The organism is Fundidesulfovibrio putealis DSM 16056 (assembly GCF_000429325.1).
Lineage (GTDB): Bacteria > Desulfobacterota > Desulfovibrionia > Desulfovibrionales > Desulfovibrionaceae > Fundidesulfovibrio > Fundidesulfovibrio putealis.
Genome location: NZ_AUBQ01000012.1, coordinates 1 through 18,910, shown reverse-complemented (window position 1 = coordinate 18,910; position 18,910 = coordinate 1). Strand labels below are relative to the sequence as shown.

Annotated in this window: 16 protein-coding genes, 1 tRNA gene and 1 pseudogene; 11 read left to right on the top strand and 7 right to left on the bottom strand. The window is 61.4% G+C overall.

All coding sequences use genetic code 11. The features are described 5' to 3' along the window. Entirely contained in the window at positions 1–852 is an 852-nt protein-coding gene (locus G453_RS0108900; protein WP_027190779.1) for a universal stress protein, read from the top strand. Positions 853–1,399: 547 nt separating this feature from the next. On the opposite strand, the gene G453_RS28765 is transcribed toward G453_RS0108900, so the two are convergent. From G453_RS28765 to G453_RS23150, 4 genes are all read right to left on the bottom strand, one after another. Further along, complete coding sequence (locus tag G453_RS28765; RefSeq protein ID WP_268870772.1) at positions 1,400–2,587, bottom strand: cobalamin-independent methionine synthase II family protein; 1,188 nt, start codon at positions 2,585–2,587, stop codon at positions 1,400–1,402. Positions 2,588–2,589: 2 nt separating this feature from the next. Beyond that, the gene (locus tag G453_RS0108890) at positions 2,590–3,339 is read right to left on the bottom strand and encodes a sulfurtransferase TusA family protein (protein ID WP_027190778.1); all 750 of its coding nucleotides are present in this window, start codon (positions 3,337–3,339) and stop codon (positions 2,590–2,592) included. A 63-nt stretch (positions 3,340–3,402) separates the two neighbouring features. Next, positions 3,403–3,768, bottom strand: a complete 366-nt coding sequence (locus tag G453_RS0108885; RefSeq protein WP_027190777.1) for a DsrE family protein — start codon at positions 3,766–3,768, stop codon at positions 3,403–3,405. A 4-nt stretch (positions 3,769–3,772) separates the two neighbouring features. Continuing rightward, a complete protein-coding gene (locus tag G453_RS23150; protein WP_043645230.1) occupies positions 3,773–4,030 on the bottom strand; it encodes a sulfurtransferase TusA family protein in 258 nt (85 codons plus the stop codon). Positions 4,031–4,482: 452 nt separating this feature from the next. On the opposite strand from G453_RS23150, the gene G453_RS23145 reads away from it, so the two are divergent. Together G453_RS23145 and G453_RS0108870 are read left to right on the top strand one after the other, a co-directional pair. Further along, positions 4,483–6,537 (top strand): methyl-accepting chemotaxis protein, encoded by a 2,055-nt coding sequence (locus tag G453_RS23145; protein ID WP_084502200.1) that lies wholly within the window; start codon positions 4,483–4,485, stop codon positions 6,535–6,537. Positions 6,538–6,703: 166 nt separating this feature from the next. Then, positions 6,704–6,958, top strand: a complete 255-nt coding sequence (locus G453_RS0108870; protein WP_027190776.1) for a hypothetical protein — start codon at positions 6,704–6,706, stop codon at positions 6,956–6,958. 207 nt (positions 6,959–7,165) lie between these two features. Here the strand turns inward: G453_RS0108870 and G453_RS0108865 are convergent, their stop codons facing one another. Then, entirely contained in the window at positions 7,166–10,771 is a 3,606-nt protein-coding gene (locus tag G453_RS0108865) for a TonB-dependent receptor domain-containing protein (RefSeq protein WP_043645229.1), read from the bottom strand. Between the two features lie 149 nt (positions 10,772–10,920). Continuing rightward, positions 10,921–12,834, bottom strand: coding sequence for an adenylate/guanylate cyclase domain-containing protein (locus tag G453_RS0108860; RefSeq protein WP_051272115.1), 1,914 nt, complete (start codon positions 12,832–12,834; stop codon positions 10,921–10,923). A 487-nt stretch (positions 12,835–13,321) separates the two neighbouring features. Here G453_RS0108860 and G453_RS0108855 point away from each other — a divergent pair. The 8 genes and pseudogenes from G453_RS0108855 to G453_RS0108830 all read left to right on the top strand — a co-directional run bounded on the left by G453_RS0108855 (position 13,322) and on the right by G453_RS0108830 (position 17,182). After that, positions 13,322–13,397 (top strand) — tRNA-Thr (locus G453_RS0108855). A gap of 234 nt (positions 13,398–13,631) precedes the next feature. Further along, positions 13,632–14,345 (top strand): hypothetical protein, encoded by a 714-nt coding sequence (locus G453_RS0108850; RefSeq protein ID WP_235731729.1) that lies wholly within the window; start codon positions 13,632–13,634, stop codon positions 14,343–14,345. A gap of 717 nt (positions 14,346–15,062) precedes the next feature. Beyond that, positions 15,063–15,392: a plasmid mobilization protein gene (locus G453_RS0108845; protein ID WP_027190772.1), complete on the top strand. Its 330-nt coding sequence runs from the start codon at positions 15,063–15,065 to the stop codon at positions 15,390–15,392. A gap of 16 nt (positions 15,393–15,408) precedes the next feature. Then, a complete protein-coding gene (locus G453_RS29010; protein ID WP_268870771.1) occupies positions 15,409–15,540 on the top strand; it encodes a hypothetical protein in 132 nt (43 codons plus the stop codon). After that, a pseudogene (locus tag G453_RS29175) lies at positions 15,509–15,589 on the top strand (TraI/MobA(P) family conjugative relaxase); the annotation flags it as partial. The gene G453_RS29010 and the pseudogene G453_RS29175, both read left to right, overlap by 32 nt. Positions 15,590–15,666: 77 nt before the next feature. Then, complete coding sequence (locus G453_RS28760; protein WP_235731728.1) at positions 15,667–15,873, top strand: relaxase/mobilization nuclease domain-containing protein; 207 nt, start codon at positions 15,667–15,669, stop codon at positions 15,871–15,873. A gap of 8 nt (positions 15,874–15,881) precedes the next feature. Next, on the top strand, positions 15,882–16,040 hold the full coding sequence (locus G453_RS28395) for a hypothetical protein (protein WP_169725309.1): 159 nt from the start codon (positions 15,882–15,884) through the stop codon (positions 16,038–16,040). A gap of 350 nt (positions 16,041–16,390) precedes the next feature. Then, positions 16,391–17,182, top strand: a complete 792-nt coding sequence (locus G453_RS0108830; protein ID WP_205620060.1) for a chemotaxis protein CheB — start codon at positions 16,391–16,393, stop codon at positions 17,180–17,182. A 256-nt stretch (positions 17,183–17,438) separates the two neighbouring features. On the opposite strand, the gene G453_RS0108825 is transcribed toward G453_RS0108830, so the two are convergent. After that, positions 17,439–18,809 (bottom strand): IS1182 family transposase, encoded by a 1,371-nt coding sequence (locus G453_RS0108825; RefSeq protein WP_027189837.1) that lies wholly within the window; start codon positions 18,807–18,809, stop codon positions 17,439–17,441. Positions 18,810–18,910 lie beyond the last annotated feature (101 nt).

The window sequence follows — 18,910 nt, the reverse complement described above, 5'->3', positions numbered from 1 at the left end:
ATGTCCTTAAAGCGCCTGCTCGTCAGCGTCGATGATTCCGAGTCCAGCCTTCACGCCCTGAGGGCCGCCCTGGATCTGGCCGGAACGCACGGAGCATCCCTGACCGCCGTGGCGGTGGCTCCGCCCTACCAGGGCGACCTGAGGCTGGTCGGCGTGGGCGACATCGCCCGCGTGCTGCGCCAGCCCTGCGAGCAGGCCCTGGATAACGCCAAAAGGGAGGCCGCCCTGCGCGGCCTCCCGCTCACGACCGTGTGTGAGGAGGGCGAGCCAGGCCAGATGATCGCCGATCTGGCCGACTCCATGCGCGCGGACCTGGTGGTCATGGGCAGGCGTAACACTTCCACCATGGGGCGGCTGCTCCTGGGGAGCGTCACGGCGCGGACCATAGGGTTCTCCAATACGGACGTGCTCATCGTGCCCGACGGAGCCGTGGTGAACCTGCGCAGGCTGGTCCTGGCTACGGACGGGTCGCGATTCTCCCAGCACGCTGCTCAAAAGGCCCTGGCCCTGGGCAGGGAGCTCGACTCCATGGTGGAGGTGGTGTCGGTGATGGATGTGCCTAACGAGTATCTGGCGCTGGCCCCACAAGCCGCGCAGGAGCTGGCCGCGTCCACCAAGGGGTTCATCGCCGAGGTCATGGACATGGCCAGGGCGGCTGGCGTGGCCGCCAAGAGCAGGCTTCTGGAGGGCAACGCCCCGGAGGAAATCCTGAGGTTCGCCGAAGAAGGCGGCAACGGGACAATCGTCATTGCCTCGCACGGACGTACGGGCCTGCGCAGGCTGCTCATGGGCGGCGTGGTGGAATGGATCGTGGCCCACTCCACCCTGCCAGTGTGGGTGACCAAGGGATAGGCCAACATAGGAGAACGATCATTCCGCCGCGAACCGTTTGAGGAATAAGTGAATCCATCAAGCAACACAGTGCAACACAGGCCAGAATAGCGTTTCTGGCTTGCTTTACCTACGTTAGACCCCGGCCAGGGAGATAGACGCAGAAATTTGCCTGTCTGCTCTGGATAATCTGTAGTTGTTTTTGCCTCCCCCTGCGGACGTTCCACCTGAACCTTTACTGGGTGGATGGAACCTATGAACGGGGGCGGGGGAGGGGTCCCCCCCCCTCTTTCACCAGGGATGCCCCTCATTGAGTGTGTGGGTCATCCAGACAAACAGGTTGCAGCGTTGGGGCAGGGTATGATTTTAGAGGTATTAATTGTTTATGAAATAGTATTGCAGCGTGATTACAGGTACTTATCGTGCATGTTTGGTGCCCCCCTTCGGCGCCATCCGTCAGTCCAGACCGAACCGCATACAAACGGAACAGACTGGCAAGATTGAAGAGGCCGGGTCAGCGATGACCCGGCCTCTTCTCTTTTCAGCATTATTCCCTTCGACCACGAGCTCAGCCGTGGCGTTCCCTCAGTATTCGGGCGGCCTGAACGATGCTTCGTATCTTGGCGGCAGCTACCTCTTCCACGTTGACGCAGCGGTTGGCGAAGCAGCCGAAGCCGCAATCGGTGTTCAGGAACAATTGCTCAGGGCGGTAGTGGGCCAGGGCCAGCTCCGCCTTGGCCACGATCTCCTCCGGGGTCTCCACGGTCACGGTGCGCGGATTGACCACGCCAAGGCCGAGTTCCCTGGGGACGTCCGTGCCCGGCACGTTCCCGGAGAGCGCTTCCCCCACCACCCGGATTTCGCCAGCCCTGGGCGTGGCGTATTCCAGCACGAACTGCCTCACGCGCATCTTCGTGAGCGCGGGCAGGAGTGGCGTGTAGTCGCCGGTGAGCAGCACGTCCTCACGGGTGCTCCAGTTGCCCCGGCAGATGTGTAGGCCCACGCGCGGTCCGCCCTCGACGTCGCCAATGCCTTCGATGACCCTGTTGATAAGCTCTGCCGCGTAGCCAAGTTCTTCACCCACGTCACGGCGGGTGGCCAGGGTTGCTCACATGAACGTTCGGCGACCGCACTCCGCGCTCATGACCACTTCGGTCAGCACCGGTTCGTCGAACTGCACGAACTCGCAGCCAGCGCGCGCCAGTTCGCCGAGTTCCTCCCGCAGGATGTTCACAACGTCGTCGCCCATGGCGCGCTGGTTGGCGTAGGCCTTGTTGGTGTGTCCGCCCACCCACATGGCCCGGCTGAGGAGATAGGGGCCGGGCAGGGTGATCTTCACCGGTTTGTCCGTGAGCGATTTGACGAAGTGGAAGTCGTCCAGGGCCAGGGGCTCGCGCCGTGAAAGCCTGCCCACGCAGGTGGGGTTGCTGATGGCCGAGGCGGGCACGTCCAGGGTGGAGAGGATCTCCTCGAAGCCGGATTTGTCCTCCACGTCGTCAAGCATCTCGGCCAGGGTCATGATGCGCGTGCCATCCACCTTGTCCGAGATGAAGGAGTAGAAGTTGTCCCTGCGGTGCTCGCCGTCCACCACCACGTCCAGGCCAGCGTCTTCCTGGATGCGCACCGTGGTGCGAACCGCGTCGTCGGCCACGCGGTCGAACTCCTTGCGGGTCATCCTGCCCATGCGCCTGTCGCGAAGGGCCTTCAGCATCTGCCTGGAGCGGGGCCAGCTGCCCACCTGGGTTGTGACGAACATGATCACACCACCGCGAATTTGAAGGTTATGTCCACGGCCTTGGCCAGCGTGGCCGCCACGGGCGAGCGGGCTACGGCGCGCTCCCAGGCTTTGCGGGCGCCGTCCTCGTCATCCATGGTGGAGGCGAAGCATTTGACCTCAATGGCCGAGAAAGATGGGTCGCCGTCTTCCAGGCCCATGTGGGCCAGGATGTTGCCTAACTTGCCGCGCACGGTAAGCTCGATGTCGTCGATTTCCAGGCCCGAGCGCGCGCACTCGGTGGCGTACCCGGAGCAGAGCGCGCCGCCCAGCGCCCCGAGCAGCGCTTCCACGGCGCAGGGGTGCGTGTCCTTTTCCTCGAAGCTGGCGGGCTGGCCCAGGTCCCAGCCGAAGTTGCGGCAGTAGACCTTGGTGTGCTGGTGCCCGGCGTGGCGCACCCGCAGCCGCCATTCGTACTGCCTGGCCTTCTCCTTGTCCTCGGCCAGTTGCCTGGCCTCGGATGCGTCCGAATCAGCGGCAACCTCTCCCCTGCGAACAAAATAACGGGCGTATCCGTCGCCCTCGGCGCTGCCCAGGTATTCGTGCCCTGCCATGCGGCACCAGGGGGGCAGGTCGCTCGCCACCGTAGGTTCGCGGCTGCGCATCTCCAGCACGCCGCCCACGGGCACTGCCAGCATGTTTTCCCGGATGAGCAGGATGAGGCCGGAACCGCAGTCCAGGTCGCCGCCGTCGAAGACCTGATCCGGAAGGGAAGGGGGGACGTAGCCGGGCATGGAGGCTCCTCGCGCGGGGCCGCCCTGGGGCGGCCCGTTCATGAAAGTGTTTCGCGAACCGGGCTAGTACGTCACGCAAGGCGAGCCGTTGCAAAGCCATTCCACCAGGGCGGCTCCGCCTGCGGGGGTGGTCCCCTCTATCAGGTCCGCCTCGGAAAGACCGCGCTTCTTCAGGCAAGGGGTGCACACGTAGACTTTCCCGCCAGCGCCCAGGAACTTGTTGATGAGCTCCTTCAGGGGGGCAAACGGCGCGCCTTCGTCGATCTTCTCGGCCTCGCCCTTGACGGCGCAGTACACGCCGTCGGTGCTCAGGAACACCAGAGTCTCCTTCTCGCTGCCCTGGGCGGCGTTGGCTACCACGAAGCCCAGGGTGGCTTTGTCGCCGTCGGTGCGGCAGTGGGTGATGCTTACGCAGAAGGTGTTGGCCATGGGATCACTCCTGTATCTGTTCTGGTTTATAGTGGATGAGATAGAACGGGTGGGCAATTTCCAGGAGCGGGTTGCCGGTCATGCGGCACCAAGCCGGGAACTCGATGGGCGCGGCCGGGTCCCTGGAGATAAGCAGCACCTTGATGCCGCGCGGCTGGGGCAGCAGGTAGGTGTACAGGTTGATGATGACCCGTCCGCAGGTCTCCTCACCGCCGTCGAACTCGTCGTCGAACTGCCAGTGTTCGGGATAGCGTTCCCGCATGCTTGCCCTCATGATGGGAAATACCGTGCATTGTTTGAGAGATATGACTCTTGTGCACATCACATTGATATGCGTGATAGGTCAAATTAGAAATGTAGATAGAATAGCGGGTGAAAGACGCGATGCGGTCTATCTCAGAGGGAATCGGGAGGTTTTTCGGCGTAAGCGGATCACATGTGTTCGAAGAATTTTGTAATCTCATTCACTCCAGCCACCGGGATGGTGGCCCAGGTTTGCGGACTGATTGTTCTTGCGTGCAGGAACAGCGGAACTCATTCACGCATGCCACGCTGCCTGGAGCAGTGAGCACGCAACGCGCCGATGGGTAAGAATACTCCACCCCGACAGTAGCATATTCTGCTTGTCGAGCAAGTATCGTGAGGGTATGACCCGGCGGTCACGTTTTATCGATTGTGTCGATTCGGACGAGTTTGGGATTTCAGGGGGCGGGTATGACAATTGTTCGAAATTTGAGCATTTTCTTCAAACTTGCTGCATGTTTCCTTCTCATTTTGCTCTTGACGGTCGCGCTTGGCGCGGGGTGTTATTTCATGCTCGTGCAGGTTCACGAGACATCCGGTGAAGTGGCGGACGTCTGGCTGCCGTCCATGGGCGCGTCCACGCGCATGGTCCAGGCGGCCAACGATTTCCGCCGGGCCGAGTTCCGGCACATCCTCGCGGCCACGTCTGCCGAACGCAAGCAGGCCGAGGAGCGCATGGACAAGGCCAAGAAGATTTTGGCCGAAGGCGAGGCGGAACTCGCCAAACTGAAGCTACCCCAGGAGTTCAAGGCGAAACTCCAGGCCTATTCGGACGCCTGGAAGACGTTTCTTCCGGTGAACCAGAAAGTCCTTGAGTATTCCAACGACAATCTGGGGCGAGACGCCACCCTGCTGGTGCGCGGCGAATCCTCGAAGCTTTTCAACGAGGCCATTGGCGCGCTGGACGCGATCAGCGACATGTCCCAGGAGCGCGGAAACAAGGGCGGCGAAGCCGTGGATGAAACGGTCCATCTGGCTCAGAACCGCATCGTCATGATCGGCATCGTGGTGCTGGTGCTGGGCCTTGGGGCCACCATCGCCCTGCCCAGGCTCATCACCGCGCGCCTGCGCACCACGCAGAAGCTGGCCGAAGACGTGGCGGCGGGGAAGCTCGACAGCTGCCTGGAGGCCGACTCCACCGACGAGATAGGCCGCCTCCAGCACGCGCTGATGGACATGCTCTGCAAGCTCAAGGAGCAGCTCGCCTTCTCGGACGGCGTGCTCAAAGGCTTTTCGGTGCCCTGTTCGGTGTTCTCTCCGCAGGACAAGACCATCTTCACCAACCAGCTCATGCTCGACCTCATTGAGCGCGGCGGCAAGCCGGAAGACTATTACGGCCAGACCTCCGGAGGCTACATCTGGGGCGATGCCGCCAGGGAGACCATCTCCACAAAAGCACTGCGCGAGAACCGCGAGATTATCAGCGAGATCGAATTCGCCACGCACAAGGGGAAGAAGCGCCACGCCCGCGTCTCCTCGTCACCCTTTTTTGATGCGGGCGGAAACCTGCTGGGGACCCTCTCCGTGTGGGTCGATCTGACTTCCATCAAGGAGCAGGAAGCGCTCATCGCCGCGCAAAACCAGAAGATCATGGAGGTGGCGGCACAGGCTGAACAGGTCGCCGAGGCCGTTTCAGCAGCCAGCGAGCAGTTGTCCGCCCAGATTGAGCAGGCGTCCAGGGGCGCTGAAATCCAGCGCGACCGCGCCGCCGAAACCGCAACAGCCATGGAGCAGATGAACGCCACTGTGCTGGAGGTGGCCCAGAACGCTCACACGGCCGCCAGCAGCTCGGACCAGGCGCGCGGCAAGGCGCAGGAAGGACGCGGGGTCGTGGGCAGCGTGATGCATTCCATGGAGGACGTCAGGGGGCAGGCTATCGCCCTGCTGGAGCGCATGTCGTCATTGGAAGGGCGTGCCCAGAACATCGGGCGGATCATGAACGTGATCTCCGACATCGCGGACCAGACCAACCTGCTGGCGTTGAACGCCGCCATCGAGGCCGCCCGCGCGGGCGAGGCCGGTCGCGGCTTCGCCGTGGTGGCCGACGAGGTGCGCAAGCTGGCCGAGAAGACCATGGCCGCGACCCACGAAGTGGACGACGCCATCACCGGCATCCAGCGCGAAGCCAAGGACAACATGAGCAGCGTGGACCGCACCGCCAAGGCCATCGAATCGCTCAGCGTACTGGCGGGCGAGTCCGGAGGGGCGCTTGAGGCCATCGTTGCGCTGTCGGATTCCGCCACCATGGAGGTTCACGCCATCGCCACGGCCTCCGAGGAGCAGTCCGCCGCCAGCGAGGAAATCAACCGGGCCGTGGCCGAGATTAACAGGATATCCATGGAGACGGCCCAGGTAATGTCCCACTCCTCCGAGGCCGTGGGCGATCTGGCCAGGCAGGCCGGAGCGCTGCAGCAGATCATCGGCGGCATGCGCTCGGACGGGTCCGGGCGGGCTTTGAGCATGTAGTTACTCCGGCTTGGCTGCATTGAAAAACGAAAGCCTGGGCAATGCCCAGGCTTTTTTTATAAGTATAGTGAACTTGCAATGCTATATTTAAGCGCCTACTCTTGACATGCTATAAAACATTGCATATGGTCCCGCCCTAGTTGTTCGATGTACTTAGGAGGGGCCGATGGTTGTGCAGCGAGACGTTTCATATGTAAGCAAGCTGGCGCCTGTGGCGCAGCTTCTGGAGATGCTGGGACACCTCGACCAGCCAGTCGTGCGTTCCCCGGAGGTTTTCCTGGCAATGGCCAAGGAAGTGTGGGTCACCTACCGCTACTTGAGCGCGCGCCTGAACGACGAGATGCTGAGCGCCCCGGACGACAAGCGCGACGACCATTACTTCGACGACGTTGAACGCCGCGCTCACCGCACCATGGACTGAAACGAGGCATGACGAACGGCCTGCCCGGCATGCAGGCGTGGAGAATCCGTGCTGCCCGCGTGGCGGCTTTCCGGGCTTCGCCCTGGATATCCGGAGCGATTCTTGTCCTGCTGCCGGGCAGGCCAGAGCCTCATTCCTGTCCAGGGCCGACAGCACCTCATACCCGGAATTCCTGGTGCGCTTCGGCCTTGCACCTTCCCAAGTCGATTAGAAGTTGAATCCCAGCCTGAAGAGAATCTGCCGGGACGGCACGAAGGCGTCCAGGGCCACGGGTTCTCGCTGATAGGAGAACTTCACGTCCAGGAGGTTTCGTCCTTCCAGTGAGACGAAGCCAGCCTTGCCGGGAAATTCGTACGAGATCCCGGCGTTGAGCAGTCCGAAGACGCTCTCGTCCCGATGTCGGCCCAGCAGGTCGCGCGCCGCCGTATCCGGGAAGGTCTGTTTCACCAGAAGCCCGGACACGCTGGCCCCGATGCCGTTCTTGTACAGGAAGTTCAATCCGCCTCCGGCCGCGAATTCAGCGAAGTGCGTTTCAGGAAAACGCTTCGCAGCCGCGTCGCCGCGCTCCAGCCATTTGGCCTGCGCGATGAGGTTCGCGCCCAGATACGGCGTGAGCACACGGTTGACCGAGGCCGAAACCAAATAGCGGTCGGTGATCAGCCAGATCTTGCGGTCATAGCTTTGCAACGGGTCAAACTGAGGGTTCTCGATATGATGGAAGTCCCCGCGCAGCACGGTGAAGGTTTTGTCGTCCCACTGGCGTTCCCAGCTGATTCCGGCTTCCACCACCCGCGAGCCGTCGTCGGCGTTCACGCGCGTGGGGAAACCGGCCACCTCGGCGGGCTGGAGCATGGGCTGCAGGGTTATGTGCGTGTTCAGGTAGCGCTGCACGCCCAGCCGGAGCATGTCCTTTGGGGTGGCCTCCCAGTTCAACCCGAAGCGGAAGCCGGGGATGGCGTCCTCGATCTGCGTGGCGAACCCGAAGCGCGGCGTGGTCGCAAACTCGCCGGAAACCCCCAGCTCCAGGATCAGGTTGGGCTTAATGTGCCAGTAGTCCATGGCGTAGACGGTTATCGAGCGTTCCCAGTGGTCCATGTTGTTGGTGCTGATCGAGGCCAGGGACGGCAGCAGCGGGACGATGAAGTGCTGGTTCATGCGGTAGCGCAGGATGGAACTGAATACGTCGCCCCCGATTACCAGCGAGTGGTCCCCCAGCGTAACCTGCTGTTGCAACTGGATGTTGCCCATACTGCGCGGGGAGTCGCGGTGGGTGATGCTCAGGTAGTCCAGGGGCAGGGTGTCCAGCATGAAGGCGAAGGGGGTGTATAAGCGGTCCGAGAAGGACCACTCGTTGGCCTTGTAACTGCCGTAGGCCATGAAGGTCCAACCGGGGGCCTGGCGGCGCACATAGCCCAGTTCCAGGTCGGTGCTGGAGAACTCGTTGGTCTGCCAGAGCGAGGGACGGTACTCCCAGGCGTTCTGATTGGAGACGTCGCCGGTGTGGGTACGCGAGAATGTGCCCGCCGCGTAGAGCGAATCCCTGAAGGTGGGCTCCCACTTGAACTGCCCGAAGGCGAAACCGTTGCGCGAGAGGCCGTTCAGCCGCCGCAAGCCCTCGTCCTGAGTGAATGAGGCCTGCACCTCTGCGGCCACGCCGGGCACGCCGCCGTAGGAGTCCAGGCTGCCCTGGACGCTTGGCTTTCCGTTGGCCCAGACTCCGGCTCCGCCCGCCAGTTGCGTGCGCAGGTACGGCGCTTCGAACATGGGCGTGTAGTCGTTGTAGAGGGTGAAGGTGTTCTGGTTGGCGGGCGAGAGCAGCCGGTAGAGCAGCAGCTCGGACCCTGCCGCCGAGACACGCTGTCGCGTGGCGGCGAATGCCCTGCTCAGGAACAGGTGGGCGGAGGAATCGAACGGGTCCTTCTTCACGGCGGTCAGGGCCTTGGCAAAGGCCCACTCGCCAAGACCCAGCTGGTTGTAGGACTTGGCCAGGTCGAAGTTGCGCACGGCCAGATCGCGATCAAGGAGCAATCTTGACCGGAACATGCCCCGGTTGTCGTTCAGCTCGATGGAGCGGTTCAGCGCGGCCACGGCCTCGCCGGGCTGGTTCAGGTCGGTGTAGGCGATGCCCTTGTACAGGTGCGGGGTGGGATCAGCCGGGTCGAGGCGGGCGGCCTGATCGTAGCTCTCCATCGCCTTGTCGAAGGCCCGCGAGGCATAATACGCCTTGCCCAGACTGGTCTGGTACAGCGAGACCCTCGGGTCCAGGAGCGTGGCGGTGAGCATGTCCGAGAGTCCGGTGAATCGCTCGTTGCGCGAGAAGGCCACCAGCGCGAGCCCGAGCCTGGGTTCCGGCAGGCCGGGGTCGGCCAGGACGGCGCGGTCGAAGAGCTCCTGGGCCTGCGCGAATCGGCGCATGCCGAGCTTCGCGAACCCGCCCAGGGTGAGGGCCAGCGGGTCGCCTGGGGCGATGGCCAGGGCCTTCTGGACGATCACCCAGGCCTTGTCCGGAGAGTCCATGCCCAGGGCCAGGCGTGCCTTGTAGGCGTAGGCTGTCACGCTGGCCGGGTCCAGTTCCAGGGCCTTGTCCAGGGAGCGGTCAGCGGCGGGCAGGTCGAAGCGCGACAGCTGCGCCAGGGCCAGGGAGATGTGCGCGGTGGGGGAATCCGGGTTGTCGGCTACGGCCTGCGCCGACAGGCTCAGGGCCACGTCCTTGCGGTTCTGGGCCAGGTCGATCTGGGCAAGCAGCGACCGGCAGAACGCGTTGGACGGCTCCATGGAGAGCGCTTGCTCCAGGTATATCCTGGCCTGGGCCGGATGCCCCGCGCCAAGCGCCAGATATGCCGCCACGCCCAAGAGTCCCGGCGTTGCCTTGAGCGACGGGAGCTGGGCCCTGCACGCCTCCCACGCCTGCACGGCCTGCCCGGCCTGGGCCATGGCCAGCCATTCGCCAGCCAGAACCCTGCCGCTCGGGGCGGCCATGCCTGCGCGCGCCTTGGCAAAGGCCTCAAGCGCCTCGGCGGACCGGTGTTCCCGCAGGGCCGCGAAGCCCTGGACCGTCCAGTCGGCGTTCGCCTGGGCCATCCCGCCGCTGTCCCAGGCTGTCTCCGCCGGAGTCAGGGCCGGGCCGGGCAGGCTGGAGAGGGGGATGTCCCGCCAACTGAGGGCTGTCGGGTAGTAGAGCACCCATTGGACGGCGTCCTCGGGGTTGACCAGCATCTGTTTGGTGGGGGCCTGTCCAGGTCTGGCCTGTCCCAGTTCCCCCTTGTTCAGGTCGAGTGAGCCTTGCGGGTTGGAGAGCAGCAGCCTGCCGTCCAGGAGGGCGATGGAGGTCGAGCCGTCCCGGCCTACGCTGGCCGTGAATTCGGTGCCGCGAACCGCTGCGGTCAGGGCCGGGGTCTTGAGCTGGAACTTGGACGTGTCGTTGTTGTTGCGAAGCCAGGCCTCGCCGCCTTGCAGTTCGTAGAGGCTGCTTCGGCCCTGTGCTGCCGCCGGAGAAGCAGGCCCTGTGCCCAGGCGGGCCGATCCCGTCACGTCTTTCAGGGTGATGAGCGTGTTGGCGCCGAGCTTGATCTGTGTTTCGTCGGCGCAGAGTATGGCTGCCCTGGCCTCGGGGCCGGTGCGCACGGAGTCGCCGGGGGCGAGGTCGCGCCCGATGGCCGCCGGTTCCCACGCTCCGTTCGGGGCGGAGGTGAAGACCTGCCCTTGTGAGAAAATCAGCCGCCCTGCCACGTCAGCGGCTGCTCGTGCCTGAAGCGGCAGCATCAGCAGCGCCGCCGCCATCAGGCAGAGGACGGCGCCTCTCTGGGGGCGCATCGCTGAACGGCACAGGGACGCTTTATATGGGTAAAATAGGCTTGCATGAACGCCAGTGTGTTTTGATATCGGCTTCACGTCTCTCTCCGTGGATGCAGTTGTCTTTTCAAGGTACTCCATTCCTGAGAACGCGACGTTCAAAACAACTTCTATTTCGACTCCATGACGTGGATCGCATCCCACTGTGCGTCCGGAGGAGACTCGAGCAACGTGCGGCAGCGCCTGAGCAGCAAGGCGGCAGGGCCGTCTCCAGGCTTCATGTCCAGGACGCTTGCGAACATGTCCGCAGCCCCGGTGAAATCCCGCGCCGCATACGCCGCCAGACCCGATTCGTGCAGGGCAACCCATGGGGGAGGGCTGTCGCCCAGGTCGAGCAGTTCATGAATCTCCACTGGCCTGGCCCGTCCCTTCACACGGATGGCGTCCACCTTGCGCGTGATGAAGCCGGGGCCGAGCTGGGCGCGCGTCTCGCCGCTCAGGAGTATCCCGGTGCCGTAATACTTGTTCACGGACTCCAGGCGCGACGCGAGGTTCACCGTGTCACCCAGGCAGGTGTAGTTCATCTGCTCGCGCGAACCCACGTTTCCCGCCACGACCTTGCCGGAATGGATGCCGATGCGGGCATGCAGCATGGGGTAGCCCTGGTCCTTCCACCGGTTCCGCAGGTCGTCCATGGCCCGGCCCATGGCCAGGGCGGCGCGACAGGCGTTCTGCGCATGGTGCTCGTCGCGCAGCGGAGCGCCCCAGAAGGCCATGATGGCGTCTCCGATGAACTTGTCCAGGGTACCGGAGTTCTCCTTGATGACGGCAGTCATGGGGGCGAAATATTCGCTCAGGACTTTCATGAGCTCTTCCGGCTGCATGCGCTCGGAAAAGGACGTGAATCCGGCCAGATCCGAAAACAATACCGTGGCTTCGACCTCCTGGCCCCCCGGTTCAAGGAGTTCGGGCCTGGACAGCAGCATGTCCACGACGCCAGGGGACACGTAACGGGAGAAGGCCATGCGGATACGGCGCTTGTCCTTGGCGGAGCGCATGTACCCCTCCAGGAGCAGGACCGTTTCTACCGTCAGGAGCCCCGAACCCAGGAGCAGGGAGGGGAACCAGGTGAAGGTCGCGATGAACAGGAGATACGAGGCTCCCAGGACGCCGCCAGCCGCAGCCAGGCTGGCCAGCGCGCCGGAAAGGGGCGACAGGCGCGAGAGAAGCAGAGCCCCGAGGGGGAGGAGGAAGAACGCGGCCGCGGCGCTGGCCCATGCCGGAGCCTGGACGCCGATGTTGCCAGATTGCAGCGTTGCCAGCGCCGTGGCGTGCAATTCCACGCCAGCGGTTGGGATTCCGTTTGTGCGGCTGAACGGGGTGCGGAACGCGTCAGCCTGTTCGCCGAGTTCTGGCGGGGCGGCCAGCGAGCGCCCCACGAATACCACTGCGTTGCGCAGCAGCGGTGCGGGCAGGGGGTGCGCATCGTCCAGCACCTGGGTGTAGGATACGGTGCGGATGGTGCGGGGTGGACCAAGGTGATCCAACAGGCCGCCGTCGATGTCTGGGGGGGGCGCAGCCGCCAGGGCGCCGAACGCGGCTGCCGCCAGGGTCGGCACGCCCGCCATCCGGGTGGAGAAGCGGCGGATGGAGCCGTCAGGGTCCGGAGAGAAGAGCGCGCTGCCCGTGCCGAGCGCTGCCTGTCTGAAACCGGCCAGCGGTTCCACAAGCATGATCCTGCTGAAGGCCGGGTCCTCGACCTTGTCCACAGTGGAAGCGAGGATCACCCGCCCGTTTTCCGCAAGAGACTGCTCGAAGGCCTGGTCCTGCGCAGGGACGGTCTTTTCCGCGAAGACCACGTCCATGACCACGAGCCGGGCTCCTGCCTTGTCCAGCTTGCGCAGCAGCGCTGCATGAAGGGAGCGGGGCCAGGGCCAGGGAAGCCCCAATTCCTGGATGGAGGGCTCGTCGATGGCGACGATGACGATTTCGGAAGGTGCCGGGCGCGCGCCGCGAAGAAGAAAGAAGACGTCCAGCGCCTGGGCCTCGATTTCGCTCCCGAGCGGAGTCGATTGAACGAACACTAGAAGCAAGGCGATCAGAAAACCGGCCAGGAGAGGTGCAAGGCAGGCAGGCTTGCCAGGTAAAGCCTGCGCAACGGAGGAATTTGCGTGCAATCTTATACTGGAACTGGCTGGCTGCGGCAATATCCTTCTCCATCGGACAGACCGGGACGACGACCAGTGACGCTGAACGACATGATTCCAGTAGGCGGGCTCAGTTGAGCAATTTTCGAATTGAAAGCACAGGCACGCTACAAGGTCAAGGTTGAAGTACGATGCGCAGGCAAGGCCTGCCTTAACGCCGGGCCTGCATGAAGCAGTAAGGCTGCAGGACGCGCGTGAATATTCAGGGCGCAGGCGCTGGGGATGGTTCCAGGGGGTAATCGTAAATTATTCCTGGTAAATGCCAGGCCTGTGAGCACGGTACGGCCATCTCCATCGGAGCGCTTTGCTGATTTGAACCTTGACCGGCAGAATCCCATTGTGTATCAACTCTGCTCTTCGATTGGCCAGCGTAGCTCAGTTGGTAGAGCAGCTGATTCGTAATCAGCAGGTCTGGGGTTCAATTCCCCACGCTGGCTCCACTAGGAAAATCAATGGGTTGCATGCAGTTTTTACCACCGCATGCAACCCATTATTTTTGCCAAAAAACCGATCTGGTCCCGGAATAGTCCCGGAAAGGAAAATTTTCTTCGAGTTTTCCTGAGGGACGGCTGTTGTCTATTGGCACTGCCGCCCCGTCCGGGGTCCCCTTTCTCGCCGGTCTGCTCTGCGGGAACCGTTGCGGTCATGATCCGAGGAATCCTCGGCTTGATCCCGTGCGTCCCATCCGCAAGGGAAAGGGCGGCCTGCCGCGCATCCTGTCCCTGGCCGCTGAACAGGCCAAGGCATGGTATGACCACCCAAAGAAATGTCCAACGCTATTGGCCCCGGCTAATCGAAAGACGCGAAGTGAGCGCCGCGAGGCGTGTCTTGTCGTTTTGGAAACACTTCTGTCGCACCTTGAGCTGGCATCCCTGGCCCTTGGCGTACCGACGCTGGCCAACGGTTTCATCGACATCGACATGAAGACCATCGTCAGAGGCTCGGGTCTCGGTAAACGCCGGTGCGAGCGTGCCATTGGGCAGTTGAAGCAGGCTGGGTTCATGCAGGTGAGCCAGCCAAGAAGCAGAAGCGACGAAGGGAAATATTTCGGATGCAGGGCCATTCGCGTCGTAACTTCAGCTTTCTTCGAATGGCTTGGCCTTGGACCGATGCTACGGCGTGAACGGGCCAGAGCATCGGAGGCGCTTCGCCGCAAGGCTCAAAAGGCCAATCGCAAGCTGGCAGACTTCATGAGGCGCGTTGTGTCCGGCGCAAAGCCCATGTTCAAACGCTACCAGGATGGGAAATCCAGGGCGCAGCGTGCCGCCCTGTGGAACTCCACCTGGACAGGCAATGTCCGAACTGGCCTGGACGCTCGGGAAGCCCAACGGCGAACGAACGAAGCTTTGGGCTATCCACCGGAATACAGTCCAGGCCAAGAACAGTAGCAAGGCATCGTTGTTTGAAGCGTTGCAAGCCGTAAGGGCTCGCAGTCTAGACTTGTCTTCTCCTTCCGACTTTTCACCCTAAATACCTACTCAGAAGCGCCAAGGGCCAAGCTGAAACCGCCTTGGGCATACTTCGTATAGCGTCTACTTCGTTTTGCGCTTTCGTTTGTCCAAATAAGTGTCGCATGGTTGGCCTGTAGGTGTCGCTCATAAATCCCAAGAGGCAAGAATACAAGAAGAGTGATCAGCAGCCCCTTCGGCATCGGGAGCTTTTTCGTTTTCATCCTCCCCCCTCAGCAGGACCGCCTGAAACCTTAGGATGGGCTTGGAAATCCAAACAAAATCGAACTTCGCACGGAGTCTGCCCACATTCCCTCCACGTTGACCTCAATATTCGTCGTACGCACCTTCAAAATCAGACAAATTGAACATTCATGCCATTGTATTGAACGCTATTGCTGAAAGTTAGTCCGATGTGTGAATCATATTGCTTGAAATGACATGTTTGCTGGTCCATATTGTTTTATGTTGTTGTGAATTGAAATATTCTCAATGTTGTTCAAATCAGTCTGGCTGCTCTCGTAAAATACAAAACGATGGAATAAGGAACAAAGGGGTCTGAAGGCAGGACAGGTGAGGTACTAGTACCTCACGCCTGCCCTGCGGGGCAGAATTGCTTATTCGCCTTCGGCTCAACGCTAATCGGAGAGATCGATCATGCCGACCAAGAAGCTGGCGCTTTGGTGCTACGTCAACACGGAGGAGCACTCGCTGATCTCCACCAGCGCCGAGCGGGCGGGTCTATCCCGGTCCACCTACATCAAGCGTGTTTGCCTCGGGCAGCCGACACCGAGCCTGGAGAAGCAACACGCCAGGCGCGAATTGCTCAAGGTCAATGCCGACCTTGGAAGGCTTGGTGGCCTCTTCAAACTGTGTCTGTCAGAAAAGGACACTCCGATTCAGGAATTGCACACAGAGGTGCGGCGTATGCTCAAGCAAATTGAGGCTCGGCAACAAGAGCTTAAGGCTGCCATCGCCCGTATCTGATTACATGGCGTAAAACATGATCAGTCGACGTGTCCTCCAGAAGCCGGAGAATGACGACTACCGGCGCTTGGCCCGCTATATCGCCGCAGCAGACCATCCAGGCGAGAAAATCCTTACTGCGCTGGTGCACTGGATGTCTGGCCGGTGACGATTACGCCCTGGGCATCCAGGAGGCGGTCGACACCCAGGCCATGAACACACGAACCAGCAAGGAGAAGACATACCACCTCATCGTGAGCTTTCGACCAGAGGATGAGGCACGGCTGACCCAGAGATGTTCATTGCCATCGAGGAAGAATTCGCCAAGACCATTGGGTTATCCGAGCACCAGCGCCATTGCGGCGTTCACAAGAATACGAACAACCTCCACATGCACGTGGCCTACAACATGATCCACCCTGAGCGATTGCCCCGCCATGATTCACCAGCTCGATCGACGCCAGTGGGATTGTGTTCATCCACTTGGCCAACGGCGGTATGATCCGGGACATGGCCAAGGAGATCGCGTTCACTGCGCATGACGAGACGACTCAGGAAGCTGCCATGCTCTTTGCCCGAGCGAAGTGGGGCAAGGCTGTTAGGCTTAAGGGCAACGTCCTCCGGCTTCAGCCGAGGGATCGAAGCAAAGAGATTGGGCTGGAGCTATAGACGTCCGCTCGCTGGGATCTGTGCGGGGGGCCACCCGAAAGGGTGGTCTCTACCGCGACAGAAGGTCGTAACATTCAGTTATGATTTAAATTGTTCCAGAGTCCCTACTACGGTCATGCACTCAACAATGAGGCCACAAGAAGCATGGCCAGCCTGTCCGGTCTAAAAGGGGGCTACTCCACCTGGCCATCCACTTGGAAGGACACATGTGTTCTGTATATCACCATTTCAATGCTTGCCCACTATCGCCAGAAGTGAGACATGATATGTCTTGCAAGCTAGGTTCTGCTGGAAAGACATCAACTCTCTCAGTGCATGCGAGCCTGCCGACAAGATATGGAGATATTAAAATGGCCAAGAAACAGGCACCGCCGAAGTCTAAACCCAAGACGAGCCCTGAACCTTCGGCAGAAACGCCCACCAGAGAGCCTGTGAAGGCCCCTGTGCCATCTTTCCCCGTCGTCGGGATCGGCGCTTCCGCAGGAGGACTGGCGGCTTTTGAGGCATTCTTCTCTGGCATGCCCACCGATACCGATCCAGGAATGGCCTTTGTGCTGGTGCAACATCTGGCCCCAGACCACAAGAGCATCCTCACGGATATTATTCAGCGCTATACCACCATGAAGGTCTACGAAGTGGCGGACGGAATGGTGGTCAAGCCCAACTGCATCTACATCATCCCGCCCAACCGCGACATGGCCTTCATAGATGGCGCGCTCCAATTGCTTGAGCCGTCTTCCCCCCGAGGCCAACGTCTGCCTATTGACTTCTTCTTCCGCTCCCTGGCCCAGGACCAAGGTGACAAGGCCATTGGCATCGTGCTCTCTGGCACAGGGAATGACGGCACCCTGGGAATTCGGGCCATCAAGGGGGAAGGGGGCCTGATTTTGGTCCAGAACCCAGAATCCACCGAGTATGATGGGATGCCCCGCAGCGCCCTCGGGACTGGATTGGTTGACTATGAATTGCCGCCAACTGAGATGGCTGGCCAATTAATTCTCTACGCAAAGCACATGCTTGATAAGCACGGGGGGCACAAGCCGCACATCACGATCAAACCAGATAACGAATTAAAAAAGATTTTCATCCTGTTGCGCGGTCAAACTAGTGTCACGACCTCAAAATTCGTCTATACTTATTAGCGGGCAGAATTTACGAATTGCTCTGGTATCACCGTGCCAAGCATATCGACGAAAAACGCGGACGCAACACTAGTCACGATTTCTCTCAGTACAAGAGCCTGTCCCCCAAACATTTTCCCCGTGCGGGGCGGCACGGCCTTGATTGCCGCTTTTCGCCCGTCGAAATCGCCACAAAACGTCTCTGCGCAGCCCGTCGAGGCGATTTGAGCTACTCATTGCCCTGAAACTGCGCTGATATGCCTGTCAGTTGGCCATCTTACCCACTTGTCGCACCATGCCGGTAGAGTTTGAGCAGATTATGCGTCAGACTCCAGAGTTCAAACTCGCCTTTCACCTTGTCCAGGCCGCGTAGCAGGAAGCGGGTAAGCTTCCGGCAGTCCTTGATCTGGCCGAACACCGCCTCCACGATCTGACCGCGCAGTTTGTAGAGGGCTTTCCCTGCCTTGGTCCTGAGCTTGCGCTCCATCCGTTGCCGCTGGGTCAGGTTCTTCGGCATCCGCCCTCTGGGCGCGGATTCGTCGTCCCCGCGCTGTTTATGGTCCTTCTTCACGGCCACATAGGGGTCAGGAGCGCCGGGCCGGGCCATGTATTCCAGGTTGTTTTCGCTGCAATAGCCCGCATCCGCCAGCAGCTTTCCGGGTTCTTCGCCGATCTCGTACAGGTTGGCCTCGGCCAGTTCCACCATTGGCTTCAATTGCGCAAAATCATTGCAGTCTTGCACCACGTCGCACGCAACTATTATCTGATCCTCGCTCACGGTCGCCTGCGCGTTGTACCCCTGGACGTACCCTTTGCGGGTCTTCATGATCCGGCTTTCCGGGTCCGTCAGGTTGGCTTTGGCCTCCGCTTCGACCTCCGCGCTGACCGGCTTCGGCTTGCGGCCACGCTTGCTTTTGCCGGATTCCTTCTCTTCCCGCTCCCGTTCCTTGAGGGCGTCTTCCTGTTCCCTGGCGGCCTCCCTGGCCTGGGCCTCAAGCTCCGCTTTGGCTCGCCGGATCAGGGCCAGCCGCTCATGTGCGGTGGACACCTTCGGCAGGCCGTCACCGGAGTCGTCGCCGAAACGGGCATCCTCGTCTCTGTCGGTGGATTCAGCCCGCTTGAGCATCGATTCCACCTCGGCGAGCAAGGCCTGCTCCTTGGCCGTGAGCTTTTCCCAGGTCCGGTTCCTGTCCAGAGCGGCATTGGCCGCGACCTTGGTTCCGTCCAAAGCCACGATTCCGACCTTGACCAAGCCAGCTTGTTTGCAAAGAAGGAGAACCTGCAAAAACAGTGGTTTGAGGCATTTGAGGTGCTGGCGGCGGAAAGTGGCAATGGTCCTGAAATCGGGGCGGTTGCCAGCGGCCAGCCAGCGGAAAGCGACATCATCAATCAGGGCCTGGGCGATTTTGCGGCTGGAAGGCACGCCCACGCAGTACGCGTAGAGCAAAACCCGGAGCATCATCTCCGGGCTGAACGCCGCGCCCCCTTGCCCGCTGGGTCTGTAACGGCGCAGGAGGGGCTTGAGGTCCAGATTCGAAACGACATCGGCGAGAAAACGAGCCAGATGCTGCTGGGGGAGCCAGTCGTCAAGATTGGGCGGCAGAAGAAGGAGCTGGTGAGGATCAAACTTGCGGAAGTTGTAGGGCATGCCTCGCTAACCTCATCTTAATGCACCAGGATGATTGGGTTTGTACCAAGATACCGGTTTCGCGGCAAGCGTATTTAATGGCCATTCACGGGACAGGCTCA